The following is a 22,041-nucleotide window of genomic DNA, read 5'->3' on the forward strand; positions in this document are numbered from 1 at the left end:
TATTTAGTTTTTAGTTTGCAAAAATAAGAATTAATTAGCATTAGAACGGATAATTTATTCCAAAATTTAAAACGGAGTTCGCAAAATTGTATTCTCTAAACCATCTTTTGTTAGTTTCATTGGCTGGATTGTAGGTTTTAAATCCTAAATCAAAACGAATTACAAAAAAACTTAGGTCATATCTAAGCCCAAATCCAGTGCCTAATGCGATATCTTTTAAGTCCTTAAATTGGGTAAATGTAGATTTCTCATCTTCTACATTGTCCAATACGTTCCAAATATTCCCTGCATCGGCAAAAAGAGCTCCTTTTAAACTGCCTAATATCTTAAATCGATACTCTCCACTAATCGCAATTTTCATATTTGCCTCATTAAAATCGTCTAATGCGCCACTGCTGCCAGGTCCTAAACCATATGGTTGCCATGCTCTGTTGTCATTTGAACCTCCTGAAAAGTAACTTCTTGAAAAAGGAATGTAGTCTGAATTTCCAAATGGAATAGCTATCCCAAAAAACGATCTAAAGGCAAATATTTTTTCTTTGGATAAATCCCAATGTTTAATGTAGTCAAATTCTGTTTTTATGTATTCTGAATATTCTAAATTGAATATTTCATAATTACCAGTTGAATTTTTCTTTTGATTTGTTGTTGCTGCAAAAGCGGATAAAATGGTTCCTGCCGATTCTATTTTTGTTTTAAAAAGATAAAAATTATTATCTGTTAAATCCTTTTTGGTTGTTTTTGAAAAAGTGAAGCTGGTTGCTAAAATAAAGTCATTCTCCGTAAGTCTTAGTCTTCGTTCCTCAATACTTTTTACAGACTGAAAATCTGCGGGTTCTAATGGTTTCAAAAAATTTGCGTTTCCAGTGAGAACATCATTAGTAAAACCAACGGTTCCTTCTTCAATAAGCAAATCTTTATCAATGTCATTGTTATAATAGGAGGGATTTGTATTGTATTCTTTGCTGATTTCATTCAAAGCATTATAAGAAGAACCGTAAACATTAAAGTAATTCTGTGGATTTAGATTTCGGACAAACTGAGTGTTGAACAAATCAAATCTAGCTGTATTGTTTCTTTTTGGAGTCCAATTATATGATAATGCTCCTGTGAAATTCTCTTTATCTAAACCAATATTTTGTTGTTTTGCAAAACCAACTGTAATCAGAGTAGATGGAATCATGCTTTTAGGAATGATTTTTTCAGTGCTGAAAGGCATGAAAATCCTTGGGATGTTAAGTTTTAAATCTAATCCATATTCAGAAACATTGAAGAAATTATTCTTTGGATTCGCTAAATCCTTTGATGATCCAATATTGCCACGCGCAGCTAATTCCAGTGTTTCGGCTCCATTGAAAACATTTCGTATCGTTTCAGAAACACTTAAGCCTATACCAAAATCCTGTATGTTAGAATGGGTAACATCTAATGTAGACCCGAAACTATATTTTTTCCTTGGTGTTAAATATACTTTTGCAATCAATGATTGTGCAGTTGAGTCTCTAGGGTCAACTTCATATTGTATTGAAGGATAGTTGAAAATTTTAAGATTATTTAAATATCGTGTCGTCAAAACAGTTTTGTAATCTGCAAATAAACCTCCTTTTGTAATGAAGATAGCATTAGTGATGGCTCGTGGTTTGTATCGTAATTTGTTCTGACTGTATAAATTAAAGTTCTTGTAGGTTGTGCTGTCCGTAATTTTAATACTGTTATTGTTTGGAGAATAGTCAGTGTAAATATTTACATCGCTTATTTTGTAAATTTTAAAAGGTTCGGTTCTGCTTGAATCTTGCTCTTGATAAGAATAATTACTAATCATCAAGTTTATATTTGCCTGATTGACTTTTTTAATGGTGTCTATATCAAAAGTTACATAATTAGGTTGGAAATAATACGCTCCGTTGTTTCTAAAATGAGTGGTGATTCGGTTTTTCTCATTCTCAAAATCTTCTGTTTTGTATTGATTTCCTGATTTTATAAACGTGTTTGACTTGTTTGACTCATATAAAGAGTCTAAAGCCGGTGTTAAAATAGTAGTTCTCAAGGAATCCAAAAAATAGGCATTTCCAGGAGTTATATCGTATTTAATCTTGCCCTTTTTGATGCTCAAAGTGTCTATTTTGTAGGAGGCATTGACATTAAAAAAGCCGTCGTTGAAGTAATAGTATTTCAAGCGCAACAATGATTTATCAGCTCTGTCTTTATCAATAATTACGGGAGGTTCTCCAGTTTTTTTTAAGAAATCATGGATTCCGTGATACCAGAACGATTTTCCAAGGCGATTGACTTGTTTTTCAGAAAGCCATTTTGATTTTCTTCTAAATTTTTCCGGATTATTTGTAAACTTGGCTTGATAGGTTGAATCTGGGTTTAGGTTGGCAAGATTGTAAAGATTCAATCTTAAACGGTATCCAAGTAACGTGCTGTTTGGTTTTTGATACAGTTGATTAAAAACATTTTCATCCTTGATTGTTTTGTCATTTACAGTAATTTCGTTTTTTGTAAGCAGTAGTTTTCCGTCCGGAACTCTTTTTACAGCGTTACAAGCGCAAATTAGTATTGCAATTAGAATAAATGCAGTTATTTTTGTGGAAGTTTTTTTCAAGTGTTCTAAAATATTTAATTCAAAAGTACATTATTTTATGGTTAGTAAAAACCAAATAAAGCTTATAACGAGTTTGCAGCAAAAAAAATATAGAATTGTCAATAAATTATTTTTTGCCGAAGGAGTAAAAGGGATTCACGAACTGCTGGAGTCTAATTTTGAATTAGAACATTTGTATACTACTCAAAATGATTTTGAGGAAGTTCCAGTGTCGAGAAAAACGATTATTCAAGAAAATGATTTGAAAAAAATCAGTGCATTGGCAACCCCAAATACCTGTTTGGGAGTTTTTAAAATGCCATTGGAAAAACCAATTATTGAAACCGGTTTAATTGTAGCGCTAGATGCTATTCGTGATCCGGGAAATTTAGGGACTATATTGCGTTTGTGTGATTGGTTTGGTGTTAAGCAGTTGTTGTGTTCTAAGGAAACAGTTGATATTTATAATCCAAAAGTAGTTCAGGCAACCATGGGTTCAATCGCCAGAGTCAACGTAAATTATATTGATCTTGGTGCTTTTGTTGCAGAAACAAAACTACCCGTTTTTGGTACTTTTATGGACGGAGAGAATATTTACAAATCGGTTTTACCTAAAGACGGGATTATTATTATGGGTAATGAGGCTAATGGAGTTTCAACAGAACTTGAAAAATTAGCCAAAAACAGACTCACAATTCCTCGTTTTGGAGACCTTCAAAAAACAGAAAGCCTTAATGTCGCTACCGCTACCGCTATTGTATTAAGCGAGTTTTGTAGAGGGTAAGTTTTAATGGAAAGTAAAATTGATGAAGACTGCTCTGGTTTTCAAAGATTCTATATTGCTTGTCCACGGACTATTTGGATCTTTGTCTCGGATTAATTCGTCATTCATGCCAAATACACCTCTTATGGAAGGAGAGAATATGAAATATTCTGAAAAAAGATCAATTCCAAAACCCAATTCATAATTAGTTGTCCATGCTTTTACTCTAAAGCGTTGCTCTAAATTGTCATCAATTAATTTAGAATTGCTGGATAAGTTTAATGTTGCAGACACACCTCCAACTAAATAGGGACGAATATTTCCTGTTCTAAGAGAGGAGAATTTCATTAATAATGGGAAATGGATGTAAGTACTATTTACTTCTCTCAGTGCATCTCCACTGTTTGTGAAATTTGGATAATATAAATCTCTTTTTGTATAATAAAGACCCGGTTCAAATCGCAAGTCAATGTATTCTTGAAGTTTCAAATCAGCAACGATACCCACGTTAAACCCAGTGGATCTTTTTATAAGAATATCAGGACCTACGGTTTTATAGTCTATTTTGAAATCATACGAGTTGAATCCAAGGTAAAACCCATAGTACATTCTCTTTTTTTGAAAATTTTCCAAATTAATAATAGGGTCTCTGCTAAATATATTTTTAGACTTTTGAGCGTGTCCTTTTATAATAAAAGCAAAAAATAGTAAGACAATTATTTTTCTCATGTTTATGCTAAAATCTTCAATATTATTTTTTAGAAGCTGAGTAAATGGTAGCTACACCAAAAGTTTGTGGTAAGGCTACAACATTAATAAACCCAATTTTTCTCAAAATATTGTTTAACGCTTCTCCATAAGGAAACGCAGCGGCAGATTCAGATAAATAACCATAAGCAACATCGTCTTTAGAGAAGACTTTGCCTATTAATGGAAGAATATTTTTGGTATAAAAACTATATCCTTGTTTATAAGGAGTTTTATCTGGCACCGAAGTTTCTAGGATTACAAACACTCCGTTAGGTTTTAAAACTCTTAAAATTTCAGCTAAGCCTTTTTCTAAATTTTCAAAATTACGCACCCCGAAAGCAACCGTTATCGCATCAAAATAATTGTCTTCAAAAGGCATGTTTTCTGAGTCAGCTAAAATCATTTCAATAGTATTGGAAAGATTTTTTGCAGCAATTTTTTTTACGCCTACTTCCAGCATTCCTGCAGAAATATCTAATCCAATGATTTTTTCAGCATTTGTTTGCGCCATCAAAATTGCCAAATCACCAGTTCCGGTTGCAATATCAAGAATAACCTTCGGGTTTGATTTTGAAACAATTTGCAACACTTTTTTTCTCCATTTTATATCAATACCGAAAGAAATGACACGATTCAGATTGTCATAATTTCCAGAAATGGTGTCAAACATTTTAGCAACTTGTTCTTTTTTACCTAAAGCTGAATCTTTATAGGGCGTTATTTTTTCTGACATTTTTTTATTTTGTACAAATATAATACAAACTTGATGAACTTAAAATCAGTTTCAAAAATTAGAAACAAGTTTTATTTTTAGTTTTTAAAATACACTAAAAACTAATATTCATTTTTTTTGAAATATCACTAAAAGTGGGTATTGCAACTAAAGATTTTATTGTACAAATTTGTTATTCAGGAAAATAACCATATTAAATGATTAAAAGAGAATCGATCAACCAAATCAAGTGGATAATTTTAGCGTTTTTTATCTCATTTGTTCTTGTTAGCTGTTTTGAAAACACTGTTTTACATAGCAGTGTTGTAGTTAAAGCGCAACATACGTTCTTAGGATTAAATTTGTTTTTGGAAATTTTAATTTTTTTCGTCTTTAGTACCTTCGTGGTATTTGGTATTAAAGGCTTTTTTGAGATGTATTCTCAGAAAACATCAAATATTATAATCTTCATTTCTGGAGTATTACTAATATTTGTAATTTTTATTTTATGTTATCAAATACTCTTTCAAGAGTAGGTCATCTCTTTGATTAATGGTTAAAAAAAAAACATCCCGTAAAAAGGATGTTTTTTTGTTTTATTTTCTAATGAATGTCTGATAGGAATAATCATAGAGATGTTTTTCGTCCTTCTCATTAAATTCTGAGGCTATTATTTTCCATTCACCATCATTAATCTCAGGGAAATGCGCATCGCCTTCAAAGTTGTGATGCACTCGTGTAATTTCTATTTTGTCAGTAAAAGGAAGCCCTAAAGTGTAAATTTCGCCACCACCAATTATAAATGTGTCTTCGTCTTTTGGACAAATGGCTAATGCTTTGTCCATACTGTCAACTATGATGCAGCCTTCGGCTTGATAGTCTTTCTGTCTGGTGATTATAACGTGGGTTCTGTTTGGTAATGGTTTTGGAAAACTTTCAAATGTCTTTCTACCCATTATAATATGATGTCCGGAAGTAAGGGATTTAAATCTTTTGAAATCATTTGGAAGGTGCCAAACCAGTTCGTTGTTCTTCCCTAGAGCATTATTTTCGGCAACGGCCGCAATCATTATTATCATAATTGATTTACTGTTATTTAAAGTCGTCGTTGTTGACCTGTGTTTGTAATTGATCTAGTTTTTTTTGTTGTAAAGAGACTAGTCGGTCTATTTGTTCTCTTTCCCAATTTTTATTCATAAAACGATCCGTGATGAAAATTTTTATAAAATGTAAAATAAAGAGGAACAACCATATGGTAATTACCCAAATTGACCAGTGAGAATCTACGGCAATTTCGAAAAATTTATTAGCAATAAATAAAAGCAAACTCCCTAAAACGAAAAGAACAAAATGAAAATACAGTCTTTTTTTTTGTTTAATTCTTCTCCTTGCATATTCGTACTGTTCGTGTAGTTCTTTTTCCATTGATCCAAATTTAGATTATAAAGGTAAAATTTATTTTGGAAAGTCACTATTTTGCTTGTAGATTATTTAGAATGAAAACGTTTTCTGATTTTTGAATAGTAAATTTAGCCCGCTTATAATTATTGAATTATTCATAAATTAACATTGTTTGGGCTATTCTATTAAATCTTCGGGTGTCTGTTGGAAGTTCAAATTCTTTTATTTTCTTTGCCTTATAAATCTATAAGTGAAATAGTTATGGCAATCAAGAAACAATTCGTTAAAACAAAACCAGTTTGTAAAGTTACTTTTTCGGTAGCTGCAAAAGATGCAAGTCAAGCTTCCGTTGTTGGAGATTTCAATAATTGGAGTGTTGCTGAAGGTGCTTTAAGCAAATTAAAAAATGGTACTTTCAAAGGTGTATTCGATGTAAACAAAGATGCAGCTTATGAATTTAAATATGTTATTGATGGTGCATTTGTAAATGAGCCAGAAGCAGATTCTTTCAAATGGAATGAGTTTGCAGGAAATGAAAACGGTGTTTTAGTAGTTTAACTAAAACACCGTTTTTTTATTACGTTATACCGCAACACTGCCTTTTATCAAGGCATGCGGTTCATAGCCTTCTAGTGTGAAATCTTCAAAATCGAATGCGAAGATGTCTTTTATATTGGGATTCAAAATCATTTTTGGTAATGGTTTAGGCTCGCGGGACAATTGCAATTCGAGTTGTTCAAAATGATTGTTGTAAATGTGTGCGTCGCCAAAAGTGTGAATGAATTCCCCTGGCTCCAAGTCGCAAACCTGTGCAATCATCATCGTGAGTAATGCGTAAGAAGCAATATTAAAAGGAACGCCTAAGAAAATATCAGCACTTCTCTGGTATAGTTGACACGATAGCTTACCATCAGAAACATAAAACTGAAAGAAAGCGTGACAAGGAGGCAAAGCGGCTTTGTTGTTAGCAACATTCTCATCAAATGATTTTGTAGTGTCAGGAAGAACCGAAGGATTCCATGCCGAAACCAACATTCTGCGACTGTTAGGATTGGTTTTTAGTTCCTTGATAAGTTCTGAGATTTGGTCAATCTCTTCACTATTCCAGTTGCGCCATTGATGGCCATAAACGGGTCCTAAATCTCCATTGGCATCAGCCCAAGCATCCCAAATTTTAACTCCGTTTTCCTGAAGGTACTTAATATTTGTATCGCCTTTTAAAAACCAAAGCAATTCATAAATAATAGATTTTAAGTGCAGTTTTTTGGTGGTAACCATTGGGAAACCTTCATTCAGGTCAAAACGCATTTGGTAACCAAAGACACTTTTTGTTCCTGTTCCCGTACGATCTCCTTTTTGACAACCGTTTTCCATTACGTGTTTTACTAAGTCTAAATATTGCTTCATTGTATCTTTATTCTATTTTGCGGTAGCAAGTTTAGTTTTTATATATTTTTCCGTCTTTCATTACAAATACGACTTTTTCCAAAGTTTTGATTGTATTCAAAGGATTTTCATCAACTGCTATGATGTCTGCCAAAAAGTTTTCTTTGATTTGACCTACTTCATTTCCAATACCTAATAACATGGCATTTGTTGTTGTTGCCGATTGTATCGCGGCTAGTGAAGGCATTCCGGCTTCAACCATATATCCAAATTCTTTTGCATTTGTACCATGAGCAAAAACTCCGGCATCGGTTCCAAAAGCAATTTTGACACCCTTTTTATATGCTTTTGCAAAAGTAGCTTTCAAATGTGGACCAACTTCTCTGGCCTTTGGAACTACTATGTCAGGATAAAAACCAGTAATTTCTGCATTTTTTTCTACTTCTTTCCCGGCAGTTAGGGTAGGAACTAAATAAGCATCGTATTTTTTCATCATTTCCATTGTTTCCTCACTCATAAAGGTACCGTGCTCAATAGTTTTTATCCCGCCTAATATGGCTCGTTGCATTCCTTCATCTCCGTGAGCATGGGCTGCGGTAAGCATGTTATAATCCTTGGCAGTTGATGTGATAGCTTTGATTTCTTCTAAAGTAAATTGAGGATTTTTACCACTTTTTGCCACGCTTAAAACACCGCCTGTAGCTGTAATTTTAATAACATCGGCTCCTTCTTTATAACGTTCTCTTACTGCTTTTACTCCTTCTTCAGGAGAATTAATTACGCCTTCATGTGGGCCTGGGTCGCCTACAAGTTTTCTATTGCTTCCGTTCGTTGGATCAGCATGTCCGCCTGTTGTGGCAATCGATTTTCCTGCAGTATATATTCTGGGACCTTTTACGATTCCTTTATTGATAGCATTCCTTATGGATACATTAACGCCAGTTCCTCCTAAATCTCGTACGGTGGTGAACCCTGCCAAAAGCGTGATTTCTGCACAACGAACTGCTTGAAATGCAACGTCTGCCTCATTGTCTAAATATTTTGACATGTAACTTTTAGTGTCGTGCTCTCCTTCAATGTGCACGTGTAAATCGATAAGACCTGGCAATACATATTTGTTTTTCAGGTCGATTTCAATGTCTTCGGGTTTGGATTTAGATACAAACCCATCTTGTATTTTTATGATTTTGTTTTTTGAAACAACTATGGTTTGGTTGGGTAACTCTTTGCCAGATTGAGTGTTTAGAATTGTTCCGCAGTGTAAATAATAATCTTGAGAAAATACGACTGTAGAAATAAATAAGGTTACGGCAATAAGGACAAATTTTGTTTTCATAGATTAGTTTTATAACAGATGTCAATAAAAATATATAAAAAAGTGAGGCATTAAATACAGCTACATTTTTTACGAGGTTAATCGTTTATGTATCAAATAATGCAATAATGAAAATCAAGATAAAGTTATCTCTTCGAGATTTCGTCTCTAATTTTTGCTGCTTTTTCGTAATCTTCATGAGAAACCGCTTGGTCTAACAGTTCGTTTAATTCCTGTAAACTGTGTTTAGAATAGGTTTCTCCAGATTGATTGCTTTCTTCTTCATGACCAAATGTTTCTGGATTAGAAAGTACATCGTCGATTTCTTGAGAGTCTTTATTGGCTTCTAATGGATTCGCTTTCAAGTATATTCCTGCTTTGTCCAAGATGTTTTTGTAGGTAAAAATAGGAGCATTAAAACGCAACGCTAACGCAATTGCATCAGAGGTTCTAGCGTCAATAATTTCCTCAATTTTATCTCTTTCGCAAATAATACTCGAATAAAAAACACCGTCAACTAACTTGTGAATAATGACTTGTTTTACCACAATATCAAAACGTTCTGCGAAATTTTTAAATAGGTCATGAGTCAAAGGACGCGGTGGTTTTATTTCTTTTTCTAATGCAATAGCAATAGATTGGGCTTCAAAAGCACCAATGACAATGGGTAATTTTCTTTCTCCATCAACCTCATTCAATATCAAAGCATACGCTCCGTTTTGAGTTTGACTGTATGAAATTCCTTTTATGGATAATTTAACTAAGCTCATAATTCTTAAAATGGGTAAGTACAGTGTACTTATTTTTGATGAAAATCAAGTTTCATTTTTTGTAAAAAAAAATGCTACTTAAAAGCAAAGATACAAATATCTTGTTTTAAGTAGCATTTAAATCGATTTAATGATTTTTTGTAATTTAGGAATTCTGAGCTTTGAAAGCTTTAAATTTCTCTATTAATTTTGGTACAATTTCAAAAGCATCTCCAACAATTCCGTAGTCAGCTACTTTGAAAAATGGTGCTTCCGGATCACTGTTGATTACAACTTTAACTTTAGAAGAGTTGATTCCCGCAATATGTTGTATCGCTCCAGAAATTCCAATCGCAATATAAAGGTTTGTAGCAACTGGTTTTCCAGTTTGTCCTACGTGTTCTCCGTGAGGTCTCCATCCTAAATCCGAAACTGGTTTTGAACAAGCGGTTGCAGCTCCAAGAACTGTAGCTAATTCTTCAACCATTCCCCAGTTTTCAGGACCTTTTAATCCGCGTCCAGCTGAAACTACAATGTCAGCATCAGCAATAGAAACTTTTCCAGAACCTTTTTCAACTGATTCTACTTTTACACCAAAATCATTGTCTCCAATAGTCGGGTTAAAATCTTCCTCAGTTAAGGTTGAAGGCGTTTCAAAAATCCCATAAGAGTTTTTAGCAAGTCCAAGCACTTTTACATCAGTTGCAATTTCAGTGATATTGAATGCTTTGTTTGAAAAAGCATTTCTTTTTACTTGAAAAGGCGAAGTACTCACCGGTAACCCAACAACATTTGATGCATAACCAGCTTCTAAAGCTACTGCAACAAGTGAGGAAAGATAAATACTGTCTGTAGTTGATGAAAGTAAAACTAACTTTACGTTTTCTTTTTGAGCAGCTTGTTTGATGACATCAGCGTATGCTTTTGCAGTAAATCCTGATAATTTATCGTTGTTTACTTTTAATACTTTGTCTACTCCGTATTTTGATAATTCAGAAACATCTCCTGCATTTACTGTTACAGCCGTAACGGTAGTCCCTAAAGTCTCCGCTACTTTTTTTGCGTAAGAAGCTAATTCGAATGCTACTTTTTTAAATTTTCCTTCTGCGTATTCCGCGTATATTAATATTGACATGATTTTTTTATTTTAGTCTTAAAGTTTTAAAGTCTAAAGTCATAAAGGAAAATTAGTGTAAAACTTTTATTCTTTTGACTTTGGACATTCGACTTTATGACAGTTAGATTACTTTCGCTTCGTTGTGTAATAAATTGATTAATTCATCTAAATTGTCAGCAGAGATTAATTTTACTGCTGATTTAGGAGCTGGTTTTTCAAATTTTACTGCTTTTGTATTTACAGTAGCGTCAACTGGCTCCAGAATTGTTAATACTTTAGTTCTTGCAGTCATAATTCCTCTCATGTTTGGAATACGCAAGTCTTTTTCTTCTACTAGCCCTTTTTGTCCACCAATGATTAATGGTAAAGTAGTAGCTACAGTTTCTTTTCCACCATCAATCTCACGAACTGCTTTTACGTTTGTTCCTTCAACTGTCAGGTTGGTACAAGAATTAAGGAAGTTGTATCCTAAAATTCCGGCTATCATTCCAGGAACCATTCCGCCATTGTAGTCTAAAGATTCTTTTCCGGCGATAATAACATCGTATGCTCCGTTTTTGATTACTTCAGCAAGTTGTTTGGCAACGAAAAATCCGTCAGTAGGAGTTGCGTTGACACGAATAGCTTCGTTAGCACCTATTGCTAATGCTTTTCTTAAAGTAGGTTCTGTTTCTGGTCCTCCAACATTTACAACAGTAACAGTTGCGCCTTGTTGTTCTTGAAACCAAATGGCACGTGTCAAACCAAATTCATCATTAGGATTGATTACATATTGTACGCCATTTGTGTCAAATTCAGAATCACCGTTGACAAAGTTAATTTTTGAAGTAGTATCAGGAACGTGACTGATGCAAACTAATATTTTCATACTTATATTTTTAATTATTCGTAATTTCTTTTACAAATTTAAAATATTAATTTGAATAATATACTATGCATGCATAATATTTTTCAATACTATTACGATTTCGTAGCCCGGATAGCAGCGGCATCCTTCCTGTGGCTCCTTTAGCCACAGGAAGATACAGCGGATAACCGGAAATAGCTCTTGAAAATTATCGTAGTAAATCCTGAATTAATTTAGGGTAATTTATGCTTTTAAGTGATATAAAATATTTATTTTTGCTTTTCGAAAAATAGACACATACAACATATAATATGAGAACGATACAATTTAGAGAGGCCATTTGCGAAGCGATGAGCGAAGAAATGCGTCACGATGAGTCCATATACTTAATGGGTGAAGAAGTTGCAGAATATAATGGTGCTTACAAAGCATCTAAAGGAATGCTTGCTGAATTTGGCGAGAAAAGAGTTATTGATACTCCTATCGCAGAGCTTGGTTTTACTGGTATTGCAGTAGGATCAGCTATGAACGGATGCAGACCGATTGTGGAATACATGACGTTCAATTTTTGTTTAGTGGGGATTGACCAAATTATAAATAACGCTGCCAAAATGCGTCAAATGACCGGAGGACAATTTAATGTGCCAATCGTTTTTCGTGGTCCAACAGCTTCGGCAGGACAATTAGGAGCAACTCACTCACAAGCATTAGAAAACTGGTTTGCGAACACTCCAGGTCTTAAAGTGGTAGTTCCATCTACAGTTTATGATGCAAAAGGTTTGTTGAAAGCGGCTATTCGTGACAATGATCCTGTAATTTTCATGGAATCAGAACAAATGTATGGTGATAAAGGTGAAGTGCCAGATGGTGAATATACTATTCCACTTGGAGTTGCTGATATCAAACGTGAAGGTACGGATGTAACAATCGTTTCTTTTGGAAAAATTATTAAAGAAGCTCATATTGCTGCTGACGAATTAGCCAAAGAAGGAATTTCTTGTGAAATTATCGATTTGAGAACGGTACGTCCTATGGATTATGAGACGATTTTAACATCGGTTAAAAAAACGAACAGATTAGTAGTTCTTGAGGAAGCTTGGCCTTTTGCAAGTGTCGCTTCAGAAATTACTTATATTGTTCAAGAACGTGCTTTTGATTTCTTGGATGCGCCTATTCAACGTATCACAACTGCAGATACTCCAGCACCTTATTCTCCAGTATTATTGAAAGAGTGGTTGCCAAATGCAGGTGATGTTGTTAAAGCGGTTAAAAAAGTAATGTATAAAAAATAGATTTTTTTAGAATTTGATTTTTAGATAAACTTTAACAGTCGACGGTCTAAATTTCAAATAATCTAGATGTCTAAATACCTATATTTGAAACTTCATCAATTATTTAATTTGATGAAGTTTTTTTTTTGAATGATTATGAAAAAGAATCTCTTGTTTTTCCTGCTGTTGTTGGTATCAGCAACTGCTGTTTTTGCACAAACAAAAGTGAGTGGTGTTGTGTTGGATAAATCAAATCAACCCATTCCATTCGCTAATGTGGTTTTCAAAGATTCCAGCGAAGGAATTGTTACCAATGAAGATGGTCGATTCTATCTAGAATCCCAAAAAACATATACCACTTTAGTAATATCTTCAGTAGGTTTTTCTGAGAAGGAAATTATTTTAGACAAACCCGTAAATTATAATTTCAAGATTCAGTTAAGCGAAGCCGAAAGCTTAAGCGAAGTAGTTGTTTTTGCTGGTAAAACGTCCAAAAAAAATAATCCTGCGCTAGACATTCTTAGGAAAATTTGGGAAAGAAAACGTAAAAATGGGTTGTATCAGTTTGATCAATACCAGATGGAAAAGTATGAAAAAATAGAATTTGACATGAATTCTATTGATAGTGCTTTTATGAAAAGCAAGCTTTTTAAAGGGATGGAATTTATATTCGATCAAATGGACACTTCCAGAGTAACCGGGAAAACCTATTTGCCTATTTTTATAAATGAATCACTCAATGATGTTTATGGAGACAACAAATTAAAAAAGGTAAAAGAGAAAATAAAAGCTAATAAAACGTCCGGTTTTAATGGAAATCAACAGATTTTATCTTTTGTAAAAGACTTGTATTCCGATTATAATATCTATAATAATTACTTGACTTTTTTTGACAAAAGCTTTACCAGTCCGTTATCTAAAACAGGGATTGATGTTTATAATTATGTGTTGAAAGACAGCGCGTATATTGACAATAAATGGTGTTATAATATTGTTTTTTATCCAAGACGTAAAAACGAATTGACTTTCAAAGGGGATTTCTGGGTGAATGATTCCACATTTGCCATCAAGAAAATAAATATGGCGGTTACTAAAAGTGCCAATATCAACTGGGTAAAAGATATTTACTTAGAACAAGAATTTGAAGTATTAAGTGATTCGGTTTTCTTATTGACGAAGGATTATTTGATGTCGGACTTTGCTTTGAATAAAAAAGAAAATTCAAAAGGCGTTTATGGAAAACGAACTAGTTTTTATAGAAATCATCAATTTAATAAGGAGCAACCAGTAGCTTTTTATAAGGATGAGGTCAATTATATGGATGACGAAGTCTACAATAAATCTGATGAATACTGGAATGAAAATCGTTTTGAGAACTTAAGCAAGGATGAATTAGGCGTTTATAAAATGCTTGACACGTTGCAAACAGTAGATAAGTTTAAGCGATTGTATAGTTTGGTTTCTATTCTTGGAAGCGGTTATGTGGAGTTTAAAAACTTCGATTATGGGCCTGTTTTTTCCACATTTGGATACAATGAAGTCGAAGGAGTGCGATTGCGAGTAGGAGGAAGAACCTATTTTGGACCTAACGATCCTTGGCGTATTCAAGCCTACACGGCGTATGGATTTGATGATGATAAATTCAAATACGGACTTTCGGGAAAATGGATGGTCGACAAGAAAAACCGAATCATTTTGTCCGGAGGAAATAGGCGTGACATTGAACAAATAGGCGCCAGTTTAACCACTACCAACGATGTTTTGGGCAGAAGTTTTGCTTCGTCATCCGTGTTTTCGTCCGGTAGCAACGGGAAATTGACTAATATCAATTTGACCAATATGGCGATAGAAATGGAGCCCGTTAAAAATTTAATTTTCCAGGCTGGTATTTCGTACCGTACGCTGGAGTCCGCATCGCCAACTTTTAGTTTAGATTATTATACGGATATAGCAAACTCGATTACTAAAAGTGATGTCAAACAATCCGAAGCGAACTTTCAGATTGAGTATTCGCCAAAGCGAAAAACAATAGGTTTTGGGGTTGAAAGAAGCAATGTTGACAGTCCGTTTAGTCGTTTCTTTATTAATTACAGTCATGGATTCAAAGGGCTTTTGAACAGTGATTTTAAATATGATAAAGTACAATTGTATTACAAACAGCCCATAATTATAGGGCCTTTAGGAAGAACAAATATTATTATGGAAGTGGGGAAAACCTTTGGGAAAGTGCCGTTAGGATTGCTGAGCGTTATTCCTGGGAATCAGACTTATTTTACAATCGAAAACACATTTAGCAACCTTAATTTCTATGAATTTGTGTCAGACCAGTATGCTACTTTGCAGTGGAATCACAATTTCAATGGCCGAATTTTTTCCAGAATTCCGTTCATGCGTAAACTCAATTGGAGAGAAATTGTATCTGTAAAAGGGGTTTATGGAACCATTTCTGATGAAAATCGAGCGATTAATGCATCGGGTTTAATTTACAATGCACCTGAAAAAGGCTATTGGGAATACAGCGCCGGAATCGGGAATATCTTCAAAGTATTCCGCATCGATTTCTCTTGGCGAGGCAATTATCTCAACACGCCCGACACGAATCGTTTTACTGTAAAAGGATCGTTCGGGTTTAATTTTTAGGAGCTATTCCAGCTGTACACTATATCTTTTTATAAGGCGAAGAAAAATCGCCTTATAAAAAAGGATGTCGTTTCCATCTGGGCTAACAAAACATCAGATTATGCAAGAAGCTATCGACTACCTTTTAGAAAAAGATACCATTTTCAAGTCAATCATTGAAGAATACGGAATGCCAACCATTCCCAAACGACCACAAGGTTTTGAGACTTTGGTGTTGTTGATTTTGGAACAGCAAGTATCTATCGATTCTGCTAAAGCCACTTTTTTAAAAATAAAAGCCAGTCAAAAAGCCATAGCTCCTGAAATTCTTCTTCACGTATCGGACGAGGAATTTAGGAATCTTGGCGTAAGCCGACAAAAAACGTCTTATATCAAAGCTTTGGCAACAGCGATATTAAATAAAGAGCTAGATTTAGAAAGTTTACCAGCCAAAACGGCTCATCAAGTACGCGAAGAACTCATCAAAATCAAAGGAATAGGAAACTGGACCATTGATATTTACTTAATGTTTTGTCTGGAATCCCCTGATTTATTGCCTTTAGGAGATATTGCGGTCGTAAACACCATAAAGGAATTGCTGGATATTCACGATAAAGATGCTATGGAAATTCATGCAAAACAATGGAGTCCGTATCGTTCTTATGCAACCTATCTTTTGTGGCATCATTATTTAAAGAGACGAAATAGGACCGTGGTTTACTAAAGTACTCACTGTTAAAATTTAATCAAGAGATAACATGAATTTTTTATTGTAAAAAGGGATACTTTCCTTACTTTTGCACCCATAAATATAGATAAGAAAAACTAAAATGACTGCAGACAAATTAACAACTTTCGATGTCTTAATCGAAATACCAAGAGGAAGTAGAAATAAATACGAATATGATTTCGAAATAAAAAGAATGCGTTTTGACAGAATGTTATTCTCTTCCATGATGTACCCGGCTGATTACGGATTTATCCCAGAAACATTAGCATTAGACGGAGATCCATTAGATGTTTTGGTTTTGGTAAACGAACCAACTTTTCCTGGATGTGTAATGGAAGTAAAACCTATCGGTGTTTTCCACATGGCAGATGATAAAGGACCGGATGAAAAAGTAATTTGTGTTCCGGTTTCAGATCCAATCTGGAACTCTTTAAACGATTTGTCAGACATGAATCCTCATTTACTAAAAGAAATCGAACATTTCTTTCAGGTTTATAAAGATCTTGAAAACAAAACAGTCGATGTTGGTGGTTGGGGCGATGTAAACGAAGCGTACGCCATTATCAAAGAATGTACAAAGCGTTTTAATGATATTGAAAATAAACCAGAGGGATTATTTAGTATTAAATAATTTTACATCATAATTTTTACAAAAAGAGCAATATTCTGTTAAGAGTATTGCTTTTTTGTTTAAATTCGTTTCGTTACACTATTAATATTAACCAAAAACCAAACCAAAATTATGAATACAATAATGATTTATTTGCCAATAGCCATGGCATTTATTGGACTGGCATTTATGTTTACAAAACGTGCATGGGTTTTAAAACAAGATCCGGGTGACGGTAAGATGAAAGAGATTTCAGATTATATTTACGAAGGAGCCTTGGCTTTCTTAAAAGCAGAATATAGGTTATTGACTTTCTTTGTAATTGGAGCAAGTGTTGTTTTAGCCGGAATTTCATTTATCGTCCCTACTACACATATATTAATAGTAGTTGCTTTTATTTTTGGAGCTTTTTTCTCTGCTTTAGCGGGGAATATGGGAATGAAAATAGCAACAAAAACAAATGTTAGAACTACCCAAGCTGCACGTACGAGTTTGCCGCAAGCATTAAAAGTTTCTTTTGGCGGTGGAACCGTAATGGGATTAGGAGTTGCAGGTTTAGCCGTTTTAGGGCTGACCACTTTCTTTATTTTCTTCTTTCACTTTTTTATGAATGGAGTTTGGACTTCAACAGAAGATATGACCATTGTTCTGGAAACATTGGCCGGTTTTTCTCTTGGAGCAGAATCTATTGCTTTGTTTGCCAGAGTTGGTGGCGGAATTTATACAAAAGCTGCTGATGTTGGTGCTGATTTAGTGGGAAAAGTAGAAGCTGGAATACCCGAAGATGATCCTCGTAACCCCGCTACAATTGCAGATAATGTAGGTGATAATGTGGGTGATGTTGCCGGAATGGGAGCCGATTTATTTGGTTCTTATGTTGCGACAGTTTTAGCAGCTATGGTTCTTGGTAATTATGTTATCAAAGATATGGGCGGAAATATTCAAGATGCTTTTGGCGGAATAGGACCTATTTTATTACCGATGGCAATCGCCGGTTTTGGAATTTTATTCTCTATTATCGGAACGATGTTAGTGAAAATTACGGATGATAATGCAAAAGAAGCACATGTTCAAAAAGCGTTAAATATAGGAAACTGGGTTTCTATTCTATTAACGGCTGTCGCTTGTTTTTTCTTAGTACAATACATGTTGCCGGAAACCATGAAAATGGATTTCTTTGGAGAAGGGACTAAAGAAATTTCATCGATGCGCGTTTTCTATGCTACAATCGTCGGATTAGTGGTTGGGGCTGTTATCTCATCTGTTACTGAATATTATACAGGATTGGGTACAAAACCCGTTATGGCAATTGTTCAAAAATCTTCAACCGGAGCAGGAACAAACGTAATTGCAGGATTAGCGACAGGAATGATTTCTACATTTCCAACGGTTTTATTATTTGCGGCTGCGATTTGGATATCGTATGCTTTTGCAGGATTTTATGGTGTGGCTTTGGCTGCTTCGGCGATGATGGCAACAACAGCAATGCAATTGGCAATCGATGCTTTCGGACCAATATCCGATAACGCAGGAGGAATTGCTGAAATGAGCGAATTACCAAAAGAAGTGCGTACCAGAACTGATATCTTGGATTCTGTAGGGAATACAACAGCAGCAACGGGGAAAGGATTTGCTATCGCTTCGGCGGCATTAACTTCATTGGCATTATTTGCTGCGTATGTAACGTTTACAGGAATTGATGGAATCAATATTTTTAAAGCGCCTGTTTTAGCCATGTTATTTGTGGGCGGAATGATACCGGTAGTTTTCTCTGCTTTGGCAATGAATTCTGTGGGTAAAGCTGCGATGGACATGGTGTATGAAGTACGTCGTCAGTTTAGAGAGATTCCCGGAATTATGGAAGGAACCGGAAAACCGGAATATGCAAAATGTGTCGATATTTCTACAAAGGCTGCTTTGCGCGAAATGATGTTACCAGGAATTTTGACTATTGGTTTCCCAATTGCGATTGTTTTATTAGGGAAATTAGTGTATTCAGATAACAACCAATTAATTGCAGAAATGTTAGGTGGATATATGGCTGGAGTTACCGTTTCTGGTGTGCTTTGGGCTGTTTTTCAAAACAATGCAGGTGGTGCTTGGGACAACGCTAAAAAATCTTTTGAAGCAGGAGTTATGATTAATGGTGAAATGACATATAAAGGTTCTGATGCGCACAAAGCAGCGGTTACTGGAGATACAGTTGGAGATCCGTTCAAAGATACTTCTGGACCGTCGATGAATATTTTAATTAAATTGACGTGTTTGATAGGTTTAGTAATTGCTCCAATTTTAGGAAACGGAAGTCATACAATTTCTAATAAAGCAGCCTGTTGCGCAACAACTGAAATGTGTACTTCAATGTCTAAAGAAGAGTGTATTGCTCAAGGATGTGACAGTAAAACGTGTAAATTTATGAATGCAGCTGTAATGCCAAATCATATGATGTCTAAAGAAGTTTCTATCGAAAAAATAAATGTTGACGGAAAAGTAAAAGCTACTATTAAAACAAGTGTTAACGGAAAAGTAGATATTCAAACTTTTGAAGGAACTGATGAAGAAGTTCAGGCTAAGATTGATTCTTTGAAGTAATTAAAAATCTTGTAAATAATAAATGCCTCGCAATTGCGAGGCATTTATGTTTATATGTGTTTTTATCTCCAGTTTCTAATTCTTCTCCTTCGGAGAGTCCCGAAGCTTCGGGAGAGGAGAGGATTCTAAAACAACCCGTTCAATTCAGCATCGATACGGTTAAAAATATTTCCTAAATCTTCTGGATTGTCAACAAAATTTATGTTGTCAACGTCAATAATTAATAATTTTCCTTTGTCGTAGGTTTGAATCCAACCTTCATATCGTTCGTTCAAACGGCTCAAATAATCAATAGATATTGAGTTTTCGTATTCACGGCCACGTTTGTGTATTTGCCCCACTAAATTAGGTATAGAACTTCTTAAATAGATCAATAAATCAGGAGCTTTAACCGTAGATTCCATTAATTCAAAAAGAGAAGAATAATTCTGGAAATCACGATTGGTCATTAAACCCATTGCATATAAATTAGGAGCAAAAATATGTGCATCTTCATAAATAGTTCGGTCCTGAATGATTTTTTTACCGCTTTCGCGAATTTGCATCACCTGACGGAAACGGCTATTCAAGAAATAAATTTGTAAATTAAACGACCAACGTTCCATTTGATGGTAAAAATCGTCTAAGTATGGATTGTCAACTACATCTTCAAAATGCGGTTCCCACTTAAAATGTTTCGCTAATAATCGAGTTAAAGTTGTTTTTCCGGAACCTATATTTCCTGCTATTGCTATGTGCATTACGGTATTGTGATTTTATAATTTGTAATTCCTGCTGATGTAAAAATAGATAAAATTTGGTCCTTGTAATAGAATTTTTTAAACGTTTTTTCTGAAATTTCAATTTCAGTTTTTTTACCTTTTTCTAAATCATATAAAATCAAAACAGCGTCCTTAGAATAAAAAAATTGATTCTCATTGATAATTACAATGGAATCAAAATCAGGAATTATTCCTTTACTTATTATTTTTCCAAAAATGTCGCATACATACCAGTTGTTTTTATTGTCAACCCAATGAAAGACATTGAAATCTGAAGAATAACTCTTGATGCTTTCTGTAAAAGGAACTGAAATGGTCTTGTAATTATTACTTAAATAATCATAAAGTCCCAGTTGCAGATTCATGGTATTGTAAACCCACAATTGATTTTGAGAAGCTATTCCAATTGCAGTAGCCACAATAGGAATTGTATTTTCTGAAAAATTGATTTTTTGGGTTTCATTCAATTGATTGTCCAATACTATAACAGTGTTGAAATTCTCGTAAAACAAAACGATTTTAAGTGGATTTTGCAAGTCAACTTTGGTGATTTTACCCAAAGAAATATTTTTATATTCTAAAGTATCTAGCGTATTAATTTTAGAAAAAACATTGTTTTTAATGGTGTAATAAAAACCAAATGAATCGTATCCTAAAAACGCATCTCCATCAAAACGAATGGAATCAATTTTAAGGGGAGTCAGTTTTTGGTTTTGACTAAATACAACTGAAAACGAGGCGATAAAGAGTAAAAGCACTAATTTTTTCATGAAAGCGAAATTACAATTAAACCTTATACAATTATGATTGTCTTATTATTATTTTAACAGAATACTTGTAACAAAAATAGTATTTTTCAGTCTTATTTATCAAAATCCAATAGTATGTATAAAGTAATTTTCACATTAGTATTAGCAGTCGCATCATTCATGGGACTTCACGCTCAGGAATTTCAAGGAATGGCAGTTTACGAATCGAAAACCAGCACCTCCGATTTTAAAACGCGAATGGAAGGCAATAAGGAGATGACTCCGGATATGCAAAAAATGATTGAGGAAAGAATGAAAAAAATGTTCGAAAAAACATTCATTCTTAATTTTGATAAATCGGCATCAATATATAAAGAAGAAGAAAAACTCGATGCTCCCGGTCAAGGTGGCGGAGGAATGCGAATGATGATGTCTATGACCGGTGGTGGCGGAACGTATTATAAAAATGTAAAAGACAAATCATATACCGTTGATAAAGAGTTCATGGGGAAAGAGTTTCTTGTAAAAGATTCATTGCCTAATTTACAATGGAAAATGGAAGGTGAAACCCGAGTTATTGGTGGTTACAATTGTTTTAAAGCAACTGCGGTGCGTCCTGTAAGCAAAACAGATTTTAGAAATTTCAGACCAAAAAAAGAAGATGCCGCAACTACAAAACCAGCTGATGCCGCAAAGAAAACGAATCTTATGGATGAATTGGATATGCCTAAAGAAACTATAATTACAGCTTGGTATACTCCTGAAATTCCAGTCAATCAAGGGCCGGAAAACTACTGGGGATTGCCAGGTTTAATATTAGAAGTAAATGATGGTAAAACGGTTATTTTATGTTCAAAAGTAGTTCTGAATCCTAAAGTTAAAACCGAAATAAAAGCGGCAACGAAAGGAAAAGTAACCACTCAAAAAGAGTTTGACGAAATCGTATTGAAAAAAATGGAAGAGTTCAGAGAGATGAATCAAGGACGTGGCGGAAATGGTGGAATGAGAATGAGAATTGGAGGATAAAAAATAAGCCAAATTAGAGTTTAAAACCAATACTATAGATTTCATCCATAATTTCT

20 protein-coding genes are annotated in these 22,041 nt (G+C 34.2%); 8 read left to right on the forward strand and 12 right to left on the reverse strand.

Features of this window, described 5'->3' with window-relative positions; genetic code table 11:
* Nucleotides 1–40: 40 nt before the first annotated feature.
* Nucleotides 41–2,608 carry a translocation and assembly module lipoprotein TamL gene (gene tamL, locus ACNQF8_RS06190; RefSeq protein ID WP_417951207.1) on the reverse strand — a complete coding sequence of 856 codons (2,568 nt, stop codon included), beginning with the start codon at nt 2,606–2,608 and terminating at the stop codon, nt 41–43.
* A gap of 37 nt (nt 2,609–2,645) precedes the next feature.
* On the opposite strand from tamL, the gene ACNQF8_RS06195 reads away from it, so the two are divergent.
* The gene (locus tag ACNQF8_RS06195) at nt 2,646–3,371 is read left to right on the forward strand and encodes an RNA methyltransferase (protein ID WP_417951208.1); all 726 of its coding nucleotides are present in this window, start codon (nt 2,646–2,648) and stop codon (nt 3,369–3,371) included.
* 3 nt (nt 3,372–3,374) lie between these two features.
* Here ACNQF8_RS06195 and porT read toward each other — a convergent pair whose 3' ends face one another.
* The 4 genes from porT to ACNQF8_RS06215 form a co-directional block, all read right to left on the reverse strand.
* Nucleotides 3,375–4,079 carry a type IX secretion/gliding motility protein PorT/SprT gene (gene porT / locus ACNQF8_RS06200; protein WP_417951209.1) on the reverse strand — a complete coding sequence of 235 codons (705 nt, stop codon included), beginning with the start codon at nt 4,077–4,079 and terminating at the stop codon, nt 3,375–3,377.
* A gap of 22 nt (nt 4,080–4,101) precedes the next feature.
* Nucleotides 4,102–4,833 carry a bifunctional demethylmenaquinone methyltransferase/2-methoxy-6-polyprenyl-1,4-benzoquinol methylase UbiE gene (gene ubiE / locus ACNQF8_RS06205; RefSeq protein WP_417951210.1) on the reverse strand — a complete coding sequence of 244 codons (732 nt, stop codon included), beginning with the start codon at nt 4,831–4,833 and terminating at the stop codon, nt 4,102–4,104.
* A gap of 575 nt (nt 4,834–5,408) precedes the next feature.
* Entirely contained in the window at nt 5,409–5,891 is a 483-nt protein-coding gene (locus ACNQF8_RS06210; RefSeq protein WP_417951211.1) for a dihydrofolate reductase, read from the reverse strand.
* A 13-nt stretch (nt 5,892–5,904) separates the two neighbouring features.
* Nucleotides 5,905–6,237, reverse strand: a complete 333-nt coding sequence (locus tag ACNQF8_RS06215) for a 2TM domain-containing protein (protein WP_417953069.1) — start codon at nt 6,235–6,237, stop codon at nt 5,905–5,907.
* A 237-nt stretch (nt 6,238–6,474) separates the two neighbouring features.
* Between ACNQF8_RS06215 and ACNQF8_RS06220 the strand changes: the two genes are divergently transcribed.
* Nucleotides 6,475–6,771 carry an isoamylase early set domain-containing protein gene (locus tag ACNQF8_RS06220; protein ID WP_417951212.1) on the forward strand — a complete coding sequence of 99 codons (297 nt, stop codon included), beginning with the start codon at nt 6,475–6,477 and terminating at the stop codon, nt 6,769–6,771.
* 24 nt (nt 6,772–6,795) lie between these two features.
* Here ACNQF8_RS06220 and ACNQF8_RS06225 read toward each other — a convergent pair whose 3' ends face one another.
* The 5 genes from ACNQF8_RS06225 to ACNQF8_RS06245 all read right to left on the reverse strand — a co-directional run bounded on the left by ACNQF8_RS06225 (nt 6,796) and on the right by ACNQF8_RS06245 (nt 11,648).
* Nucleotides 6,796–7,620, reverse strand: coding sequence for a thymidylate synthase (locus ACNQF8_RS06225; RefSeq protein ID WP_417953070.1), 825 nt, complete (start codon nt 7,618–7,620; stop codon nt 6,796–6,798).
* Between the two features lie 31 nt (nt 7,621–7,651).
* Nucleotides 7,652–8,935, reverse strand: coding sequence for a metal-dependent hydrolase family protein (locus ACNQF8_RS06230; RefSeq protein WP_417953071.1), 1,284 nt, complete (start codon nt 8,933–8,935; stop codon nt 7,652–7,654).
* Nucleotides 8,936–9,060: 125 nt separating this feature from the next.
* On the reverse strand, nt 9,061–9,684 hold the full coding sequence (locus tag ACNQF8_RS06235) for a bifunctional nuclease family protein (protein WP_121343254.1): 624 nt from the start codon (nt 9,682–9,684) through the stop codon (nt 9,061–9,063).
* A 145-nt stretch (nt 9,685–9,829) separates the two neighbouring features.
* Entirely contained in the window at nt 9,830–10,798 is a 969-nt protein-coding gene (locus ACNQF8_RS06240) for an electron transfer flavoprotein subunit alpha/FixB family protein (protein WP_315208720.1), read from the reverse strand.
* Nucleotides 10,799–10,901: 103 nt separating this feature from the next.
* Nucleotides 10,902–11,648 carry an electron transfer flavoprotein subunit beta/FixA family protein gene (locus ACNQF8_RS06245; protein ID WP_417951215.1) on the reverse strand — a complete coding sequence of 249 codons (747 nt, stop codon included), beginning with the start codon at nt 11,646–11,648 and terminating at the stop codon, nt 10,902–10,904.
* 290 nt (nt 11,649–11,938) lie between these two features.
* On the opposite strand from ACNQF8_RS06245, the gene ACNQF8_RS06250 reads away from it, so the two are divergent.
* From ACNQF8_RS06250 to ACNQF8_RS06270, 5 genes are all read left to right on the forward strand, one after another.
* Nucleotides 11,939–12,919 carry a pyruvate dehydrogenase complex E1 component subunit beta gene (locus tag ACNQF8_RS06250; protein ID WP_091204253.1) on the forward strand — a complete coding sequence of 327 codons (981 nt, stop codon included), beginning with the start codon at nt 11,939–11,941 and terminating at the stop codon, nt 12,917–12,919.
* 135 nt (nt 12,920–13,054) lie between these two features.
* Nucleotides 13,055–15,538 (forward strand): DUF5686 and carboxypeptidase-like regulatory domain-containing protein, encoded by a 2,484-nt coding sequence (locus ACNQF8_RS06255; protein WP_417951216.1) that lies wholly within the window; start codon nt 13,055–13,057, stop codon nt 15,536–15,538.
* 100 nt (nt 15,539–15,638) lie between these two features.
* Entirely contained in the window at nt 15,639–16,241 is a 603-nt protein-coding gene (locus ACNQF8_RS06260; protein ID WP_417951217.1) for a DNA-3-methyladenine glycosylase family protein, read from the forward strand.
* Between the two features lie 106 nt (nt 16,242–16,347).
* Nucleotides 16,348–16,878 carry an inorganic diphosphatase gene (locus ACNQF8_RS06265; protein ID WP_113637499.1) on the forward strand — a complete coding sequence of 177 codons (531 nt, stop codon included), beginning with the start codon at nt 16,348–16,350 and terminating at the stop codon, nt 16,876–16,878.
* A gap of 111 nt (nt 16,879–16,989) precedes the next feature.
* Nucleotides 16,990–19,449: a sodium-translocating pyrophosphatase gene (locus tag ACNQF8_RS06270; protein WP_417953072.1), complete on the forward strand. Its 2,460-nt coding sequence runs from the start codon at nt 16,990–16,992 to the stop codon at nt 19,447–19,449.
* Between the two features lie 125 nt (nt 19,450–19,574).
* Here the strand turns inward: ACNQF8_RS06270 and ACNQF8_RS06275 are convergent, their stop codons facing one another.
* Both ACNQF8_RS06275 and ACNQF8_RS06280 read right to left on the reverse strand, forming a co-directional pair.
* Complete coding sequence (locus ACNQF8_RS06275) at nt 19,575–20,189, reverse strand: deoxynucleoside kinase (RefSeq protein WP_099713600.1); 615 nt, start codon at nt 20,187–20,189, stop codon at nt 19,575–19,577.
* Nucleotides 20,189–20,980 carry a hypothetical protein gene (locus tag ACNQF8_RS06280; RefSeq protein ID WP_417953073.1) on the reverse strand — a complete coding sequence of 264 codons (792 nt, stop codon included), beginning with the start codon at nt 20,978–20,980 and terminating at the stop codon, nt 20,189–20,191. The genes ACNQF8_RS06275 and ACNQF8_RS06280 overlap by 1 nt, the downstream gene beginning before the upstream one ends.
* 114 nt (nt 20,981–21,094) lie before the next feature.
* Here ACNQF8_RS06280 and ACNQF8_RS06285 point away from each other — a divergent pair, with 114 nt between their 5' ends.
* Nucleotides 21,095–21,985 carry a GLPGLI family protein gene (locus ACNQF8_RS06285; protein ID WP_315208739.1) on the forward strand — a complete coding sequence of 297 codons (891 nt, stop codon included), beginning with the start codon at nt 21,095–21,097 and terminating at the stop codon, nt 21,983–21,985.
* Nucleotides 21,986–22,041: the final 56 nt, after the last annotated feature.

Origin of the sequence: Flavobacterium labens (assembly GCF_048286755.1) — a bacterium.
Classification (GTDB): Bacteria; Bacteroidota; Bacteroidia; order Flavobacteriales; family Flavobacteriaceae; genus Flavobacterium.